General features: G+C 46.4%; 15 protein-coding genes. 6 read left to right on the top strand and 9 right to left on the bottom strand.

What is annotated here, in order from left to right; all coding sequences use genetic code 11:
• Window positions 1-154: 154 nt before the first annotated feature.
• The gene (locus tag AACV20_RS02480; protein WP_170907910.1) at window positions 155-1,033 is read right to left on the bottom strand and encodes a LysR family transcriptional regulator; all 879 of its coding nucleotides are present in this window, start codon (window positions 1,031-1,033) and stop codon (window positions 155-157) included.
• Window positions 1,034-1,095: 62 nt separating this feature from the next.
• On the opposite strand from AACV20_RS02480, the gene AACV20_RS02475 reads away from it, so the two are divergent.
• Window positions 1,096-2,088 carry a nitrilase family protein gene (locus AACV20_RS02475; RefSeq protein ID WP_094131634.1) on the top strand — a complete coding sequence of 331 codons (993 nt, stop codon included), beginning with the start codon at window positions 1,096-1,098 and terminating at the stop codon, window positions 2,086-2,088.
• Window positions 2,089-2,402: 314 nt separating this feature from the next.
• Here the strand turns inward: AACV20_RS02475 and AACV20_RS02470 are convergent, their stop codons facing one another.
• Window positions 2,403-3,302, bottom strand: coding sequence for a LysR family transcriptional regulator (locus AACV20_RS02470; RefSeq protein ID WP_170907909.1), 900 nt, complete (start codon window positions 3,300-3,302; stop codon window positions 2,403-2,405).
• Window positions 3,303-3,522: 220 nt separating this feature from the next.
• Between AACV20_RS02470 and AACV20_RS02465 the strand changes: the two genes are divergently transcribed.
• From AACV20_RS02465 to AACV20_RS02455, 3 genes are all read left to right on the top strand, one after another.
• A complete protein-coding gene (locus tag AACV20_RS02465; protein WP_170907908.1) occupies window positions 3,523-5,223 on the top strand; it encodes an L-lactate permease in 1,701 nt (566 codons plus the stop codon).
• A 107-nt stretch (window positions 5,224-5,330) separates the two neighbouring features.
• Window positions 5,331-6,467, top strand: a complete 1,137-nt coding sequence (gene lldD, locus AACV20_RS02460; protein ID WP_026027779.1) for an FMN-dependent L-lactate dehydrogenase LldD — start codon at window positions 5,331-5,333, stop codon at window positions 6,465-6,467.
• Between the two features lie 69 nt (window positions 6,468-6,536).
• Window positions 6,537-9,377, top strand: a complete 2,841-nt coding sequence (locus AACV20_RS02455) for an FAD-binding and (Fe-S)-binding domain-containing protein (RefSeq protein ID WP_371319571.1) — start codon at window positions 6,537-6,539, stop codon at window positions 9,375-9,377.
• A gap of 13 nt (window positions 9,378-9,390) precedes the next feature.
• Here AACV20_RS02455 and AACV20_RS02450 read toward each other — a convergent pair whose 3' ends face one another.
• Together AACV20_RS02450 and AACV20_RS02445 are read right to left on the bottom strand one after the other, a co-directional pair.
• Window positions 9,391-10,233 (bottom strand): helix-turn-helix transcriptional regulator, encoded by an 843-nt coding sequence (locus AACV20_RS02450; protein WP_212752649.1) that lies wholly within the window; start codon window positions 10,231-10,233, stop codon window positions 9,391-9,393.
• A gap of 14 nt (window positions 10,234-10,247) precedes the next feature.
• Window positions 10,248-10,799 carry a YbhB/YbcL family Raf kinase inhibitor-like protein gene (locus AACV20_RS02445; RefSeq protein WP_017050256.1) on the bottom strand — a complete coding sequence of 184 codons (552 nt, stop codon included), beginning with the start codon at window positions 10,797-10,799 and terminating at the stop codon, window positions 10,248-10,250.
• A gap of 275 nt (window positions 10,800-11,074) precedes the next feature.
• Between AACV20_RS02445 and AACV20_RS02440 the strand changes: the two genes are divergently transcribed.
• Window positions 11,075-12,544, top strand: a complete 1,470-nt coding sequence (locus AACV20_RS02440; RefSeq protein WP_170907906.1) for a serine protease — start codon at window positions 11,075-11,077, stop codon at window positions 12,542-12,544.
• Between the two features lie 53 nt (window positions 12,545-12,597).
• Here the strand turns inward: AACV20_RS02440 and AACV20_RS02435 are convergent, their stop codons facing one another.
• The 5 genes from AACV20_RS02435 to AACV20_RS02415 form a co-directional block, all read right to left on the bottom strand.
• Window positions 12,598-13,014: a MarR family winged helix-turn-helix transcriptional regulator gene (locus AACV20_RS02435; protein ID WP_017042082.1), complete on the bottom strand. Its 417-nt coding sequence runs from the start codon at window positions 13,012-13,014 to the stop codon at window positions 12,598-12,600.
• Complete coding sequence (dmeF, locus tag AACV20_RS02430) at window positions 13,014-13,916, bottom strand: CDF family Co(II)/Ni(II) efflux transporter DmeF (protein WP_170907905.1); 903 nt, start codon at window positions 13,914-13,916, stop codon at window positions 13,014-13,016. Before dmeF ends, AACV20_RS02435 begins: the two co-directional genes overlap by 1 nt.
• A gap of 180 nt (window positions 13,917-14,096) precedes the next feature.
• A complete protein-coding gene (locus tag AACV20_RS02425) occupies window positions 14,097-14,618 on the bottom strand; it encodes a DUF2058 domain-containing protein (RefSeq protein ID WP_026027777.1) in 522 nt (173 codons plus the stop codon).
• An 83-nt stretch (window positions 14,619-14,701) separates the two neighbouring features.
• Entirely contained in the window at window positions 14,702-15,649 is a 948-nt protein-coding gene (locus AACV20_RS02420) for a hypothetical protein (RefSeq protein WP_249929783.1), read from the bottom strand.
• Complete coding sequence (locus AACV20_RS02415) at window positions 15,650-16,978, bottom strand: sphingomyelin phosphodiesterase (protein ID WP_170907904.1); 1,329 nt, start codon at window positions 16,976-16,978, stop codon at window positions 15,650-15,652.
• Window positions 16,979-17,174: 196 nt separating this feature from the next.
• On the opposite strand from AACV20_RS02415, the gene AACV20_RS02410 reads away from it, so the two are divergent.
• A complete protein-coding gene (locus AACV20_RS02410) occupies window positions 17,175-17,705 on the top strand; it encodes an RNA methyltransferase (RefSeq protein ID WP_370685849.1) in 531 nt (176 codons plus the stop codon).
• Window positions 17,706-17,786 lie beyond the last annotated feature (81 nt).

The raw sequence follows: 17,786 nt of genomic DNA, 5'->3' as shown, positions 1-17,786 counted from the left end.
ACGGCCAAGTTTCGTTACATTGTCCGAGCCGCTGCTTTATTCAGGCTCGTAGGTTCATCTGGTGATACAGACGGTTCACTCATAAAGCGGTGAACAACGCTTCATACGACTTCAGGTCGCACGGACAAAAATGAGTTACAGCACACCTATAGAATCAACGACGTTCAATTTGCATCTTCTGAACAAATTGAATGAAATTGTCTTTTGCAAAGCTCTCTAACTGCTCATTCCAAATTAGACCGACATCCCATGAGCTATTTTTCCCTGACAGTTCCCAAAAAGCGACATGCTCATTCGCAATATGCTTTACACTTGCAGGAACAATAGTGAACCCCAAATTTGCTGATACTAGTGCCAACAATGTTTGAATATCATCGGCCTCCTGAACTACATTCAGTTTTTTCTCATGCTCCTCTAATAGCATGTTTATTTGTTGGCTTAGCCCCTTACCTCGCTCAGGATTAAGCTGTAAATAATCGATTGAATCTAACGAAAACCACAGTTTGTTTTTGTCTATGATTTGACTTCTATGCGTCGCAAGCACTAGATGATCTGTACAGAGCTTCACGCCCTTCAGCGGAGCTACAGTTGGTAGTCGACTAAAACTGAGATGAAGATCCCCTAGAAGTAGAAATTCTGACTGCTTTTGAGATGGTATATCGTTAAGCGTAATGTGGATCTCTGGGTAGTGTTTTTTAAACTTAGCTATGTAATCTGGTGCAAGGTGGTAGGAAGATATACCAAAACCTATATTGAGATTTCCTGCAATTCCCTTGGCGACTCGTTGAGTTAGAGATTTATAAGATTCAAAACTTGATACAATTCGTTGCGCTTCAGGTAAAAGAGCTACGCCTGCCGCAGTTAGACTGGCCCCTTGTCTTCCTCTCTCGAATAAAACCACTCCACAAAAAGCTTCAAGGCGCTGAATCTTCTTAGTTAAAGCTGACTGAGTGATGTGTAAGTGCTCTGAAGCTACTCGATAGTTACCATCTACCGCTAACTGGCAGAATGTGCGTAAATCGACAAAATCCATTCCATGTGCTCATTAATTATAGGAATTTTATTCATTATACGGAATCAAAGGAGCTTTTTAAAATGGTTGAAATTCACCAAGTAAAAGGAACAATTATGAAAGATATCCGTGTTGCGACTGTCCAATTTAACCACCATGCGAACGACAAAAACTACAACTTATCAGTTATTCAAAGTTACGTAGAAAAGGCTGCTAAACAAGGGGTAAAAATCATCGCCTTCCCTGAAATGTGTGTGACTGGTTATTGGCATGTTTCGAAACTTAAGAAATCAGAGATCAATGATTTGTCCGAGTTTATTCCACAAGGGGAAACGTCCCAACGCTTGCTAAAAATGTCTGAACAATACCAACTCAGTATCGGCGCAGGTTTAATTGAAAAGGACAAGGACGGAAATCTCTATAATTCTTACGTAATGGCAATGCCTGATGGCCAGATATCCAAACACAGAAAACTGCATACGTTTGTCAGCAAACACATGAGAAGTGGCAATGAATACACTGTGTTTGATACGCCACATGGATGCCGTGTAGGAATCCTGATTTGCTGGGATAATAATTTAGTCGAGAATGTTCGAATAACAGCATTAAAAGGGGCTGATATACTAGTCGCGCCTCATCAAACAGGCGGAACGAACTCTCGCAGCCCTAATGCGATGGGGTTGATTGATCCCCAGCTTTGGCATAATCGTCACCAAGATCCAGATTCGATTCGTTCTGAAATGCAAGGTTCTAAGGGAAGAAAGTGGTTAATGCGTTGGCTACCCGCGCGTGCACATGACAATGGTATGTTCCTGATCTTTAGTAACGGTGTTGGGGTTGATATGGATGAAGTTAGAACGGGGAATGCGATGGTGCTCAATCCCTATGGTGAAATTATCGCTGAAACTGACTGCATCGATAATGATATGGTTATTGCCGATCTCAATGCGAAAGATTTAAATATGTGTACAGGCAGACGCTGGATCAGAGGTCGTAGACCTAATCTATACGCTCCCTTAACGATGGAAGGGAATGAACTGACGCCTTATCAGGCAAGATTCTCGACACAAAAATAGATGGCGTAACTTATTGAGTGGTCGCCAACGAGTAATACGTTGGCGATTATGATTATATTGTTTCATAAAGAACCCCTAACAAACTTTGGGGCAAAAGTGTTTTAGTAAGCCATACCAATCATAATAAATGGCACACTCTCAACGATCACGAAACTGATTCCCTCCCCTTCAAGGGGAGGGTTAGGGTGGGGTGTTTCTTGGTTGCTGGCAGTACCCTCCTAACCTCCCCCTAAAAGGGGGAGGTTAGGAGGGTATACAGACAGAAGACATCCTTTACAAAATAAACTGAAGGCATGCTTTACATAAGTCGACACTCAAAAATAGTGTGAAATAGTCAAATAGCGGACGCGGATGTGCTCTATCAGCAAGCGGACTTTATTCGGGGGTTGGCGAGTAAAGGGATACACGGCGTATATACCCAATTTTTTGCCCACTTGTTCCGGGAAAATATCCACTAGCTGGCCGTTACGAAAATCATGATAAACCAAACAGCGCGGTACATAAGCAATGCCGTGGCCGCCTAAAGCCGCTTTTCTCAATGCCGTGGCGTTATCCGTAGAAAAGCAACCCGAGACTGTGACAATGTAGTTTCCTTTGCGGCCTTTAAATTCCCACTCGCTCGCGCCTGTGGTTTGGTAGGCGTATTGAAAGCAGTTGTGGTTGACTAAATCTTCCGGTTTTAACGGTTTTCCATTTTTCGCAATATAAGAGGGAGAAGCGCACACAACCCACTGTGAGTCTAAAATATGCCGCGCAATTAAGCTTGAATCTTCCAAATAACCAGTGCGGATCACTAGGTCAAAACCTCCTTCCACTAAATCAACAAAACGGTTATCAAGCGACATGTCCACCGTTAAGCCGGGGTGTAAATTGCAAAATTCCGCAACCGCGTCGGCCAATATTAGATCGCCTGATATGGTGGGTACCGACATTTTGATGTGGCCGCTGACATTTTCACCAAACCCAGCCACCGCATCGACGGCTTCTTGAGTGGCAAGCTTCACATTTTTCGCACCCTGTAACAGTGCCTTGCCTGCTTCGGTCAGGGTTAATTTACGCGTTGTTCGGTATAATAGCTGCACGCCTAGCTCTTCTTCCAAACGCGCCATTCTTTTACTAACTACCGAATTTGTAAGGCTATTCTGTTCTGCTACCTTACTAAAACTCCCCAGTTCCATCACTTGTGAAAACAATATTAGGTCGTCTGCTCGCATTTTATTATGTCAATTTTGGAATTAATTATTTTCATTATTTCCCTATATCCATAAAAAATAAAGGAGTAAATTTACCCCAAATTAACAAAAACATCACAAATATAATAATTTAGCTACCCGACGTGGCCGAAAGGTCTGTAGCCCCTACAGGATGTCTGCTCTTCAACTATCCTACTATTTAGAGTTAGTACGAAGAGCACACTTTACGAGGAAGTATCCAATGAACGAAACCTTACTGGCACTAGTGGCCTTCTCCCCCATTGTGGTAGCAGCGATTCTTTTAGTCGGGCTCAACTGGCCTGCGAAAAAGGCGATGCCCGTGGCCTTTGCATTAACTGTGGCCATCGCCCTCACATTTTGGGATATGTCGGCAAACCGCGTGCTCGCTTCTGTTTTGCAAGGGTTCGGTATCACGATTTCCGTACTCTGGATTGTGTTTGGCGCAATCTTCCTACTCAACACCTTAAAACACACTGGTGCTATCACCACCATTCGTAACGGTTTTACGGATGTTTCGGCTGATCGCCGTGTGCAAGCCATTATCATTGCGTGGTGTTTTGGCTCTTTTATTGAAGGCGCTTCTGGTTTTGGTACACCGGCAGCTATCGCGGCTCCGTTGCTGGTTGCGATTGGTTTTCCTGCGTTGGCTGCCGTATTGATGGGGATGATGATCCAATCCACTCCTGTCTCTTTCGGCGCAGTGGGCACACCCATTATTGTTGGGGTAAACAAGGGGTTAGATACGCACAACATCACCGAAACGCTGACCAGCAACGGTTCAAGTTGGGATGTGTATTTACAGCAAATCACCGCCAGTGTTGCCATCACCCATGCAATAGTCGGTACATTGATGCCAGTATTAATGGCGATGATGTTGACGCGCTTTTTCGGTAAAAACAAAAGCTGGACCGAAGGGTTAGATATTTTGCCTTTTGCGATTTTCTCTGGCTTGGCTTTTACTGTGCCTTACGCGCTAACGGGCGTCTTTCTTGGCCCAGAATTTCCCTCATTAATCGGTGGCTTGATCAGCTTGGCACTGGTTGTCACGGCCGCGAAAAAAGGCTTTTTAGTACCCAAATCACAATGGGATTTTCCAGAAGAGAAATCGTGGCCCGCAGAGTGGCTAGGCTCATTAAAAATTGATATTGAGGAGATCAAAGCTAAACCGATGGGCCTTGCATTGGCTTGGACTCCCTATGTTCTGCTCGCGGTTATCCTTGTGGCAAGCCGTGTGAGCAGCGAATTTAAGTCACTACTGGCTGGAGTGAGCCTATCCTTTAACAACATTCTGGCTGAAACAGGCATCAGCACGGCCATTCAACCGCTTTATCTTCCCGGTGGCATCTTGGTTTTTGTCGCGTTACTGGCAGTAATATTGCAGTCACGCAGTGCGACACCGCTCATCAAAGCATTCGGTGAATCAAGCAAAACGCTGATCGGCGCGGGCTTTGTGTTGGTATTCACTATCCCTATGGTGCGTATTTTTATTAACTCTGGCGTCAATGGCGCAGAGCTTGCGAGCATGCCTGTCACTACCGCCAATTTTGCCGCGGGTTTAGTCGGTGATGCCTTCCCTGCATTAAGTGCCACCGTTGGCGCACTTGGGGCGTTCATCGCAGGCTCAAATACGGTGTCGAACATGATGTTCAGTCAATTCCAGTTTGAAGTGGCGCAAACACTTTCTATTTCCAGTGTGATGATCATTGCGCTACAAGCTGTTGGCGCAGCGGCGGGCAATATGATTGCGATTCACAACGTCGTCGCGGCATCAGCAACGGTCGGTTTATTGGGCCGTGAAGGAGCCACGCTGCGCAAAACCATTATCCCGACTTTCTACTACCTTGTGATGACTGGCCTTATCGGTTTAGTGGTGATTTACGGCTTTAATATGACCGACGTACTAATGACCCAGCAACCCTAAGTTTGGTGATGTGATTTGGTATCAACTTGGTTTTTATAACCATTAATCTTGTGTAATAAATGCAGAGCTCGCTAGGCGGCAGCTCTGTACAAATTAGGATTCAATCTATGATTATTTCAGCCTCCACCGACTATCGCGCTGCCGCGAAAGCGAAATTGCCTCCTTTTCTGTTTCATTATATTGATGGTGGCTCATACGGTGAGCACACGCTCACACGCAATACCGCGGATTTAGCTGACATCGCACTGCGCCAACGCGTGCTTAATGACATGTCAGAGCTCAGTTTAGAAACACAACTGTTTGGCGAACAGCTTGCAATGCCGATTGCCCTTGCCCCTGTAGGTTTAACTGGTATGTACGCGCGGCGCGGCGAAGTGCAAGCAGCGCGCGCGGCTGAAAATAAAGGTATTCCTTTTACACTGTCTACCGTATCGGTTTGCCCGATCGAAGAAGTATCAGCGGCGCTGGCTCGACCAATTTGGTTTCAACTCTACGTGCTCAAAGATCGCGGTTTTATGAAAAACGTGTTGGAGCGCGCCAAAGCCGCGGGGGTAAAAAACCTCGTGTTTACCGTGGATATGCCCGTTCCCGGCGCGCGTTACCGCGATATGCATTCTGGCATGAGCGGCCCTAATGCGGCGATGCGCCGAGTATTTCAAGCGATGAAACACCCAAGCTGGGCGTGGGATGTCGGCTTGCTCGGCAAGCCACACGATTTAGGCAATATTTCTGCCTACCGTGGCACGCCGACTAAATTGGAAGACTACATTGGTTGGCTTGGTGAAAATTTTGATCCTTCCATTTCATGGAAAGATTTAGAGTGGATCCGCGACTTTTGGGACGGCCCGATGATCATTAAAGGCATTCTAGATACAGAAGATGCCAAAGACGCGGTGCGCTTTGGCGCTGATGGCATTATCGTATCCAACCACGGTGGTCGCCAGCTTGATGGAGTGTTGTCAACCGCCAAAGCCTTACCTGCAATTGCTGATGCGGTGAAGGGCGACCTGAAAATTCTGGTCGATTCAGGAATTCGCACTGGGCTTGATGTGGTGCGCATGCTGGCGCTGGGCGCGGACTGCACGCTACTGGGTCGCTCGTTTGTTTATGCATTGGCGGCGCAAGGTCAAAGCGGCGTTGAGAACTTGCTCGATTTGTATGAAAAAGAGATGCGCGTTGCCATGACCTTAACCGGAGCGAAAACCATTGCCGATTTGTCACGAGACTCGTTAGTCAAACTTTAATCTCATGATGACAAACCAACGGTAGCCGCACGTTAACCTATCCACAACCTCAATTTAAAATGGGAAACAATGATGGCCAGCACTCTTTCAGACGCCACCTATCGTCAACTGGAAACGCAACTCGCTACGCGCATCGACCCTGAGCGCATCATCACGCAACAGGCAAAACGCCTTGCTTATGGCACTGATGCCAGTTTCTATCGCTTGGTGCCGAAAATTGTGCTGCGCTTACAAAGCCTTGATGAGGTCATTTTTGCCATTAAAAGCTGCCGCGAGCTTGGCGTTCACTGCACGTTTCGCGCCGCTGGCACCAGTTTGTCTGGTCAGGCAGTTTCTGATTCGGTCTTGATCGCCTTAACTGATGACTGGCGCGGCCATCGCATTCACGATGAGGGAAAAAAAATCACCCTACAACCAGGGGTCATCGGAGCCGATGCCAACAAATACCTTACCCCTTTTCAACGCAAAATCGGCCCAGATCCAGCCTCAATTAACACCTGCAAAATTGGTGGAATCGCCGCCAATAACGCCAGTGGTATGTGCTGCGGCACCGCGCAAAATTCTTACCGCACTGTCGATAGTATGAAGATCGTCTTCGCAGACGGTTCCGTGCTCGACACCGCAAACCCAGAAAGCATCGCTGCATTCAAAATCGCTAAACCCGAATTGATTGAAGGTATTGCTCAACTTCATGCACAAACGGCGAAAAATCACACACTATCAAAGCTTATTCACCACAAATATCGCCTAAAAAACACCACTGGCTACGCCCTAAATGCTCTCGTTGATTACTCTGATCCGATTGAAATCATTGAACATTTGATGATTGGGTCAGAAGGCACACTCGGTTTTATTGCCGACATCACCTACAACACCGTCATTGAGCACGCGCACAAAGCCTCGGCGCTGCTTGTCTTTGCTGATATTGAGCAGGCTAGCCAAGCGGTTACAACCCTGTCCAAAACCCCAGTTGCGGCAGTGGAAATGATGGATGGACGCGCGATGCGCTCTGTCGCTGACAAAGCTGGCATGCCCGCATTTATTGCGCAATTGGATCTAGAAGCCGCTGCGCTGCTAATTGAGTCTCACGCCAGCGATCACGCAACACTTCACTCACAATGCAGCGCCGTGATGGCAGCACTAAGCGACTACCAGATCATCGAATCCGTACCATTCACCTCTGATACCAAAACGGTGGCAACCTTATGGGGCATTCGCAAAGGGATGTTCCCTGCCGTGGGCGCAGTGCGCGAAGTGGGGACAACCGTCATCATTGAAGATGTGGCGTTTCCGGTAGAAAGCCTTGCCAATGGTGTGCGCGATTTGCAGGCTTTGTTTGATCACTACCACTATCACGAAGCCATCATCTTCGGCCACGCTCTGGAAGGCAACTTGCATTTTGTCTTTACACAAGGCTTTGATAGCCAAAGTGAAATCGACCGCTACGGCGCATTTATGGATGAAGTGGCCGAACTAGTGGCAGTGAAATATCAAGGCTCACTCAAAGCCGAGCACGGCACGGGCCGCAACATGGCACCGTATGTGGAATTGGAATGGGGCAAAGACGGTTACGCCTTAATGCAACAAATCAAAACACTGTTTGATCCACAAGGCTTGCTCAACCCCGGCGTTATAATCAACGATGATCCGCGTTCCCACTTAGCTAACCTAAAGCCAATGCCAGCAGCTGATGCCTTGGTCGATCGCTGCATCGAATGCGGGTTTTGCGAACCTGTTTGTCCGTCTCGCACGCTATCACTCTCGCCCCGTCAACGAATCGTCTTGTACCGCGAGCTGCAACGTCGACGCGCTCAAGGTGAAACGGTAGAAGCTTCTGAGCTTGAAAAAGTCTTTGAATACCAAGGATTAGACACCTGCGCCGCAACTGGCTTATGCGCTGAGCGCTGCCCTGTTGGCATCAACACTGGCGATTTAGTGAAAAAGCTGCGCACCGCGAAATACCAAAAATTCATCCCCATTGCTACATGGACGGCGGATCACTTTGCCGCCACCACAGCCGTGGCTAAAATCGGCCTCAGTGCCAACCAATTGGCGAGCCAATGGCTGGGCGAGAAGTTAGTCGGCGGCGCAACCAACGGCTTGCGTAAACTCAGCAAAGGCAAAACGCCTATTTGGTATCCACAACTGCCGCAAGCCAATCATCAGAACTTAGCCATTGCAGTAGAAAACCTACCGCGCCGTGAGAAAAAAGTCGTCTATCTACCCTCTTGTGCGAGCCGAAATATGGGCCAACAAAACAGCGCGGGCGATCAGCGGCCATTAACCGAAGTGACCTTATCGCTGCTTAATAAAGCAGGATATGAGGTGATTCTACCTAATGAGCTCAACAGCCAATGTTGTGGCATGCCCTATGACAGCAAGGGAATGAATGAGCTTGCACAGTCAAAAGCGCAGCAGTTAGAAGCCGCGTTATGGCAAGCTAGCCAACAAGGGCGATATCCGGTATTGATGGATACCAGCCCGTGTGCAAAACGCAGTATTGAACAATTTACCAAACCACTGGAGATCTTAGAACCCGTCGGTTTTGTCAATAAGTATCTGCTGGATTCTTTAGCTATCAAAGTCAAAGAAGAAACTGTGATGCTGCATATCACCTGCAGTGCACGCAAAATGGGGTTGGAAGCCGACATGCTCAAATTGACCCAAACCTGCGTCAGCACGGTGATTGTGCCAGAGCATATTCAATGCTGCGGCTGGGCGGGCGATAAAGGCTTTACCACGCCAGAACTGAATGCTGCGGCCGTTCATCCGCTCAAAGAGCAAGTCCCTGCTCACTGCGAACGCGGATTCAGTAATAGCCGTACCTGTGAAATTGGCCTATCACACCACAGCGGTATTCCATATCAATCCATTTTGTATTTGGTTGATGAAGTGTCTAAACCGCTTTGATCTACCCTCAATCTTAAAATGGCTCATTGGATAAAATGGGCTGTTTTTTTGTCTCTTTATCTGGCGTACCTTTACCTCGCATACCAAGAGTTTGTAAATACGCTTTGGGGCTTAAACCAAACTGACTGCGAAAGCGTTGATTAAATCGCTGTTCCGATTGGTAGCCGCAACACTGTGCCAATATCGCTATATTTCGTTGGCCACTTTGCATTAAGTTCAGCGCGTGATTCACACGCACTTCAGCCAAAACCTCACGGTAACGGGTGCCATGTTGCTTTAAGCGTCGAATTAAGGTCGCGCGGCTCATGGCAAAGTGCGTTGCTACCCGCTCAAGCGGATGTTCTTCTTCTGGTAACTGGGCGAGGTAGTTTCTCAGCTTCTGCTCAAAGGGTAGAGAATTACTCTCAAAGAGCCAATGCAGTACACCTTGCTCAGCCAATTGTTGGTATAACACCATCAGTAGATAGGCTTGGGTTTCTTGGCTGATTAACGAAAGATCGAACGAGGCGAGCGCATTGAGCGAACTTTTCAGTGAGGGGCTGGTTGAAATCACAGGCCACATAACTGGGCGATCATGACTTGCGCTTAACGCAAGCATCGCCTCGGTCGGGCGGTAGGTGAAACTGAACAGCCTTGAAGAGAAGTAACCGTGTTCTGGTAAATTTTCGAAACTGAGCGAAGCTGAGGCCTCACACAACAATAACGAAGTGCTCGATAGATTAATGGCCTCTTCCTTATGAAACAGTTTTTTACTGCCAGATTGGATCTGAATCAAGCTTGGAGAGTGAATCCTCACATTTCTCAGCCTTTGTTGCTGAGCGGCTCGAAAGGTGGTGACTTGGTATTGGTGATTCATCACTCCCCCATGAATTAGCGTGTATAGGTTGCGGTCAGCGTCGCTTTTTCTAACGCCAAACTATTGAGGGTAAAACCAACCACCGCAGGTGATACATCGGCTGCCAAATTGAGTTTTTCCGTCGGGAGAGCCCATACCGTAAACTGGTAACGGTGCATTCCGTGCCCTTCTGGCGGACAAGCACCACCAAAACCAACGCTGCCATAATCGATACGTGTTTCTATTGCACCGAGCTTTTTGACTTCAACCCCACGTGCTAGCTCACTCACTGTCGCTGGAATATCCAGCGCAATCCAATGCCAAAAGCCACTTCCTGTCGGAGCATCTGGATCAAAAGTCGTAATAGCAAAACTTTTGGTTCCTTGTGGTGCATCAGTCCAAATTAAGTGCGGCGAAAGATTCTCCCCAGAACAACCCCAGCCTGAAAATTCAAAGGTTTTTGCCATCGGGTGGCCTTCTTGGATATCACGGCTACTGAGTTGCAGAGCGTTTGCCATCCCTGTAAATAATAAGCTGGTGGTTAACGTCGTGGTGACGATGGCCGAGCTAAAAATCGTCGAGTTCATTGTTTTCTCCTATGAATAAGTTCATGAACAAGTCTAGCAGCATCACCCATACAACATCCGACAAAAAGTATCATTTTGACGCTTTAATGATTGATCAGTGATACTTTTTGTTGACCCCATTCCTCTACCATCATCGAGATACTACTGGAGAGGACTGCTATTGATAATATTACGCACAATTAAGTTTACACACATATCGAGACTATTTTTGAGCCAATACTCTCATAGGCTCATATGCTTTATAAGGCATTGATTGCCACATAGAGGAGATCAAAATGCAATTATCAATACGTCTACTTGGCTTAATAGCAGCAGTGGTGTTGAGTTCTACTCAAGCCACAGCTTCAACGGAAAAAGAACCACTACCCACCATCGCGGATAAAGTTATCCATCCGTATTCTTTAACAACCCATCAATCTCTAACCACTCACTATCCAATTCATTCACCGGGAGCCAGCTTTATTAAGGTCCACTTTGATAAGTTTCAACTCAGCAAAGGAGGAAGCGTCACGCTACGTTCTGTACACGGTGACGAAAGTATCACCTACGACAGTTCAGAGAGCGGGCCTTTATTTGCCCGCTCGATTAATGGGGATAGCGTTATCGTGGAGTGGAAAACCGGCGAACACCCTGACCAAGCACAAATCTCGATTGACTATTTTATGGCTGGGAATGAAAGTGCCACGTTACCACAACCGAACCTAGCCGCTGATAACTCTGGGTTGTTTTCAACCTGTGGCATCAATGAAAGAAAAGATGTTGCTTGTTGGATCGACTCACACCCTGAAAAAGTGGCGTGGAGTAGCGCCGTAGCAAGGCTACTGATTGATGGCCGTAGCTTATGCACGGCTTGGCGTGTCGGGCCCAATAATCACATGATCACCAATAACCACTGTGTATCAACAGCCTCTGAACTAAAAAACACTGAAGTATGGTTTAATTACCAACGCACGACTTGCGGCGGTAGCTTGGATACCACAGTAAAGGTCATGGGCGATCAGTTATTAAGCACCGATTATACCTTGGACTACACATTATTCACGGTGGCTAATTTCGAGCAGCTAGGACAATTTAGTTACTTAGGCTTAGACAATTCAGAGCCCAGCTACGGCACGGGTATTTATATTCCACAACACGGCGCTGGTAACCCCAAAGAGTTGGCGATAGAAAGCGATCAAAATGGCTCTGGCATGTGCCAAATTGATATAGCCTCTACCAATGGTCGCGGTGCCAATACCGACACAGGGTATTTTTGTGACACTATTGGCGGCTCTTCTGGTTCACCTGTATTGGCCTCTGAGAGCCATAAAGTCATTGCACTACACCACTTTGGGGGATGTGAAAACCAAGGGGTCAAAATCAGCAAAATCTGGCCTCAGGTTGCACCATTCTTTGATAACCAGTTGCCCGTAGGGAAAAAAGGAGGCACTCCACCTCCGCAAGATGGCGTCATCCAACGTGGGCAAAGCATTACTGGCATCACCTTGAGCAAAGGCCAACAAAAACGATTCATTTTACCTGCATCAGAACGCCAAACAGCGGTGAAAATTTCGATAACCTCTGGGCAAGGCGATGCCGATCTCTATACCCTTTCAGGCAATCCACCGACCAAAAGAGTCTTTGATTGTCGGCCTTACCAATCAGGAAGTAATGAGCAATGCTTAGCAGAGCCAAATGCTGAGGATCTGCATATCATGATCGATGCATACTCGAATTTTTCTGATGTAACATTACAGGTAGAATAAAACAGAAAATTAGCTGACCAACCACTTGCAAGTCGCAAGTGGTTGGTCATAGTTTAAAACTCTTGGTTCATTTTTAGCAGGCTGTTGAGTAATACTGTTTCTTCGTTTGCATCCAAGTATCTCGTCAGATCTTTCACTAACTCCACATGCAACTGATTATGCTGGCGATGAATTTTCTGACCTTCCGCGGTTAAAGTCACGACAATCGATCTTCTGTCATCTGGGTGCGCGCCGCGTTCAATCAACTTGGCATTCACTAACTTCTCTATTTGAACGGTGAGCGTACCAGTTGTGATACCGAGTTTTTGCGCTAACTCTTTCATTCTCAGCGCGCCATGAATACCTAACACCTCGATGGTGTGGATCTGCGCCAGAGAATAGCCGGTGTCTCGCACCACAGATTGCTCCCATGAGGACATCTTGTCGTAAAATTCGGTTAATTGTTGATTCAGTTTTTCGATATTGCTCATCATGCCATCGGGTGAACTTCAAGGGTAAGGTGGTGGATTTTATCAAACTTCGCCAGTATTTGTTTATATTCTGCCACGGTTTTATCAACATGAGATTCTAAGATAATCGCAGCTGAGTAGTGATGACCACTGATTTTCCAAATATGGAGATCTTTAATCACCGCAAATGCGGCTAGCTCTTCTTCAATTAAACGTCGATAGGGTTGCTCGATGCTTTCATCTAATAAAATGGGGCTAGTCTGCTTGATAAGACCTATTGTCCACTTAGCAATCACGGCAGCGCCGACGATGCCTACAACAGAATCTAACCAGTTCCAGCCATAATATTTTCCAAACAAGAGCGCCACAATCGCCAGAAGAGAAGTCAAGGCATCGGCAAGAACATGCAAATAGGCCGCTCGTAAATTGTGATCGTGATGGTCATGGTCATGGTCATGGTCATGGTCACCATGATGATGATGGTTATCATGTAACAATAGCATGCTCACTAAATTCACCAGCAAGCCAATGATGGCGACAATAATCGCTTCATTAAATTGAATCGCCTCGGGATTGAATAAACGATGAACCGATTCCACCACCATCAGCAACGCCACAATACCTAATGCAATCGCACTGGTGTAGCCTCCCAACACACTCACTTTACCGGTACCAAATGAGAACTTCTCACTGTGTGCATGCTTTCTAGCATAACGGTAAGCAAACAGCGTAATGCAGAAAGCAGCCGCATGAGTACCCATATGCCAACCATCGGCAAGTAAAGCCATCGAACCAAAAATAGTACCAGCAATGATCTCCGCTACCATGGTAACAAGCGTGAGCAAAAGAACGTAAAACGTGCGTTTCTCATTTTGGTCTGCGCTAGCGATAAAGTTATGACGATGCTCGGTAGTAAACTGCAAAATCCCACTCACTTAGTTTGATAGTCAAAATATTTGATTTGAATTTAGTTTGATTATCAAATATTGTCAACAAACTCTGTCTATTGGTACCGAAACCATTGGGAAATAAGCTAAGTGGACAGTATAGGTAGGAAGAGGGAACAAAAGCCCTCCTCCGTTGAGAAGGAGAGCCGGAAGGAATTACCACATCAAATCATCGGGGACTACGAAATCCGCGTACGGATCATCTTCAGCAGGTAGAGATTCATCGGCGGTTTTATTTTCGATAATGCTCTCTTCATCACGCATGAAGATTTTATCCGCTACCACACCCGGGATGACAGCATAGCCATCTTCATAACGCGCGATAGCCAGGATTCCTTTACTCAGTTGATCACGAACCAATGAATCGACATAAAGTGACTTCACCAACTTACCATCAACAAAGTTGTATTTGATTTCACCGTGTTTTAGATCCAGCTTATTCATCTCAATCAGTTGTTTTACTTGAGCACGAATTTCTTTGCTCAACAACTGCTCTTTTTGCTGTTTATTCAGTGCCTTGTCGCGCTCTTGTTGCTCGACTTTATTCGCTTCTACTGCCGCTTTCACTTCACGTGCTTGCACGCGCGATTTTTTAGAGCTCTTTTTCGCTTTGCTGAGTTTTTTGGCGTTAACTAAACCCGCTTTTAGCATTTGCTCTTGTAGAGATAAGGTTGCCATGATCAATCCAAGTCAGTTATTTGCTGGTGAGTTTAACGGTTCATGGCGAGTGAATAAAGAGCGCTGTAGTTATCTTATTCATCCTAACGAGCAAAAAATGCTTTTCTAAACTCATAACGCTGCTTTGCCGCGTAGCGTACCCACTCTTCTGTCGAAAGGGTGGCATAGGCTGTCTTTCTCTGGTTTGAGAGCGTCTTTTCTAACTGCGCTAACGCTTGCTGGTAGTCAATGACTTGAGCAGCCTGCGCTTGTTGCTCGATTTGGCTATGGGCCACCTCACTGCGCTCATGTTCATTTAAGTAAAGTTCGGCCAAACCTTGTTGTACTTCTAAGCGCTGTTCTAACGATAAATGTTGAGGGATCAGCCGAATCGCTTGTTCATAGCGTGCATTACCTGTGTTTAATGAAAAGGCATCCCATTGATATTGATGCTGTGTAAGCCGCTGTTCAATGCTCTGCAACGCCTCTTCTACGGAAGCAATGCCTTCGTAGTCATTGGGTTGCTGTACAAAATCATCATAAGCGTACTGATCAGCAAACAAGATATCCGCTTGTCGCCCCCATACTTGTTGATCAATCGATTTTACATAAGCCATTTTGTCACCTAATTCCGTATCCTGACTGATGAGTTCCATTCCAAGCAACGCGTCACGTTCCGCCTGTTTTTGCCAATAGAGTGCAACCAGCTCATAGCGTTCATGGGGCAACTGCGTTTGTAATTGTTGTAGCCGCGCAGCGCACACATTTTGCTGACGACACTGTTGCCAAAACTGCTCTATTCTCTCTCTCAGCGCTTTGCCTATTTCTGTTTGCAGCGTTTCACCAACGAGTGTCCACTCTTCATGGGTTTGATGATCGCGATTAGCCAGCAAAGCAACGCTACTTTGCTCTGGCAAACGCACCGTGCCCGGCAATGCAACCTCAATTCTATTGGGGGGTGTTTGGATAGTGGGAAACTCATCCCTCTTCACCCACCAATAACTTGCGCTGCCGACTAAGGCAACGCAGATCAATAACCTAACCCAACGCATCTAGCGGATCTCAGCTTTAACCGGAAAGTGATCCGATAAATTGTAATGCTGCCATAAACGCTCGTCCGTGGTTCTTGGCACCAGCACAGTATTGCGGTTTTGTTGTTCGCTTGGTTGTGCAAACTCTTGACTTACCACCACATAATCGAGGTACTCCACGTTTTCACCACCGGATAAGGCTTCTCCTGCAAAATCATTGATACGCGGATCAAACGTTGATTCGGTATAGCCTGCGTAGCTAGGTTCGGTTGACGCAAGATTCGCGAGCATGTTTTGATAGTCATCGGCAAATTTACGTTTATTCACGTTAAAATCACCGCCATAAATCACCGTTTCTGTGCTGGGAATAGAGAACGATTGCGCAAAACTGCGCATCTGTCTGAACTGACGTTGGCGATAATCGCGAGCGGTATCGGTATCAAACGAGGCAGTATGCGTTGCAAACAGATGATAAGCCTGACCATTTTTGATAATTTCAGCATAATTCACCCCTTTATCAGCAAAACAGTCAGTTCCCGAGCAATCAGGGAAAACATATTGTCCTTGGTTAACAATTGGGTAGCGGCTGACGATCATCACTCCGCCGTCATGGATATTCACCCCAGACTTGTCGAGCATCTTCGTTTGGTATGGATACTCTTTTGCCAGCTCTCGAAGAAAGGCATCACGCCCCGCAGCAAACACTTCTTGCAGCATTACGGCATCATATCCTTTGATATGCTGAGGGATGATAGCAAAACGCTCGGCAATATTTGAAGCAATCACAGGTAACGCCCAAACGTTATAGGTCATCACTTTTAAGGTCTCAGCGTCGGGTGTTTCTTCTGTATTCGTTGGTGTAATGGTGTAATAAATGTCGTCGTAACGAGTGGTGCTGACGGATTTAAACGCAAGCTCGGTTGGACGTTCAATCAACTGCGTTGAGTAATAACGGTGAACCGCACGATCATTTTGCCACTGAAGAGGAACATCTCGTGCTTGTACCCCATGCTCAATGCTTGAGTTATACCAATGGCCTTCCATCTTCTGCTGTAAAGAGAAAACCGGCCCTTGCGGCAAAGTCACCATGGTTTCAAATTGGTACGTGTTGCCAGATTTCACCCCTTGCCAGCGGTTAAAGCTGAGCACCATTTTGGTTTCCCACGGGCCTAACGTTTCACTGTGTTGCTGCCATTCACTGCCTTGTTGCAACTGATCAGATCCGGTCTGTTTCACAGTAATAGACATCGGCAGCGCAGAGTTATTGGTTAAATAAATATCGGTGTCCGCCAATACCGCATGAGCAGCAAGAGACAACCCAAATAGCATGACTTTATTAATAATCTTCACGTTTTCATCCTTTAACTGTGAAAAAATAAATTAAGCCATCCCCCTATGAAATATTGATGTAAGAAATACGACAGTTTGAGTACTCCAAGAAAGGTCACGAAAAATATAAAAACTATTGAACGATTTATCGATATTTTTTCTTTCAAGGCAAATTTTAGCGTTATACTGCCCGCCCCAAATTATGAGAGGATTTTTTGTGGAACGTGAAATGTCAGTGATCATTGGTTTGTGTAACCCTAAAAGCCCAACCAACGTAGGTGGTGTGATGCGCGCGGCAGGTTGCTACCAAGCGTGCGCGGTTCGCTACAGTGGTGAGCGTTATGATCGCGCAGTGAAATTTCAAACCGACACAAAAAACATTCAAAGTAAAATCCCGCTCACCGCGATGGTAGAGATCACGCAGGACTTGCCAAGTGAGATGAAAATCGTCTGTGTTGAACTGGCAGAAGGGGCCACACCACTGCCCGAGTTTATTCACCCGGAAAAAGCGCTGTATGTGTTTGGCCCTGAAGATGGTTCTATTCCACAAGAGATAGTTAACCAAGCCAGTGAGGTTGTATACATCCCAACGATTGGTTGCATGAATTTGGCCGCGAGCGTCAATGTGCTGCTGTATGATCGCTTAGCAAAATCCAAGCTCGATATTGACCACAGCCAACGTATTCTGAGCAGCCGAGATGTGAAAAATCGTTTGAAGTTTAAACGTGCTGATCAACCAGCCACTTAAGGCTGCAATCGAAACCAATGAAACAAGCGAACGTTCTTCACTCAATAGAGCCTAACGCTCACTTATTTCATTGGCAGTCAT

Source organism: Vibrio sp. B4-6 (assembly GCF_963888245.1).
In the GTDB taxonomy this organism is placed as follows: domain Bacteria; phylum Pseudomonadota; class Gammaproteobacteria; order Enterobacterales; family Vibrionaceae; genus Vibrio; species Vibrio anguillarum.
This window is presented reverse-complemented; position numbering and strand designations above follow the sequence as displayed.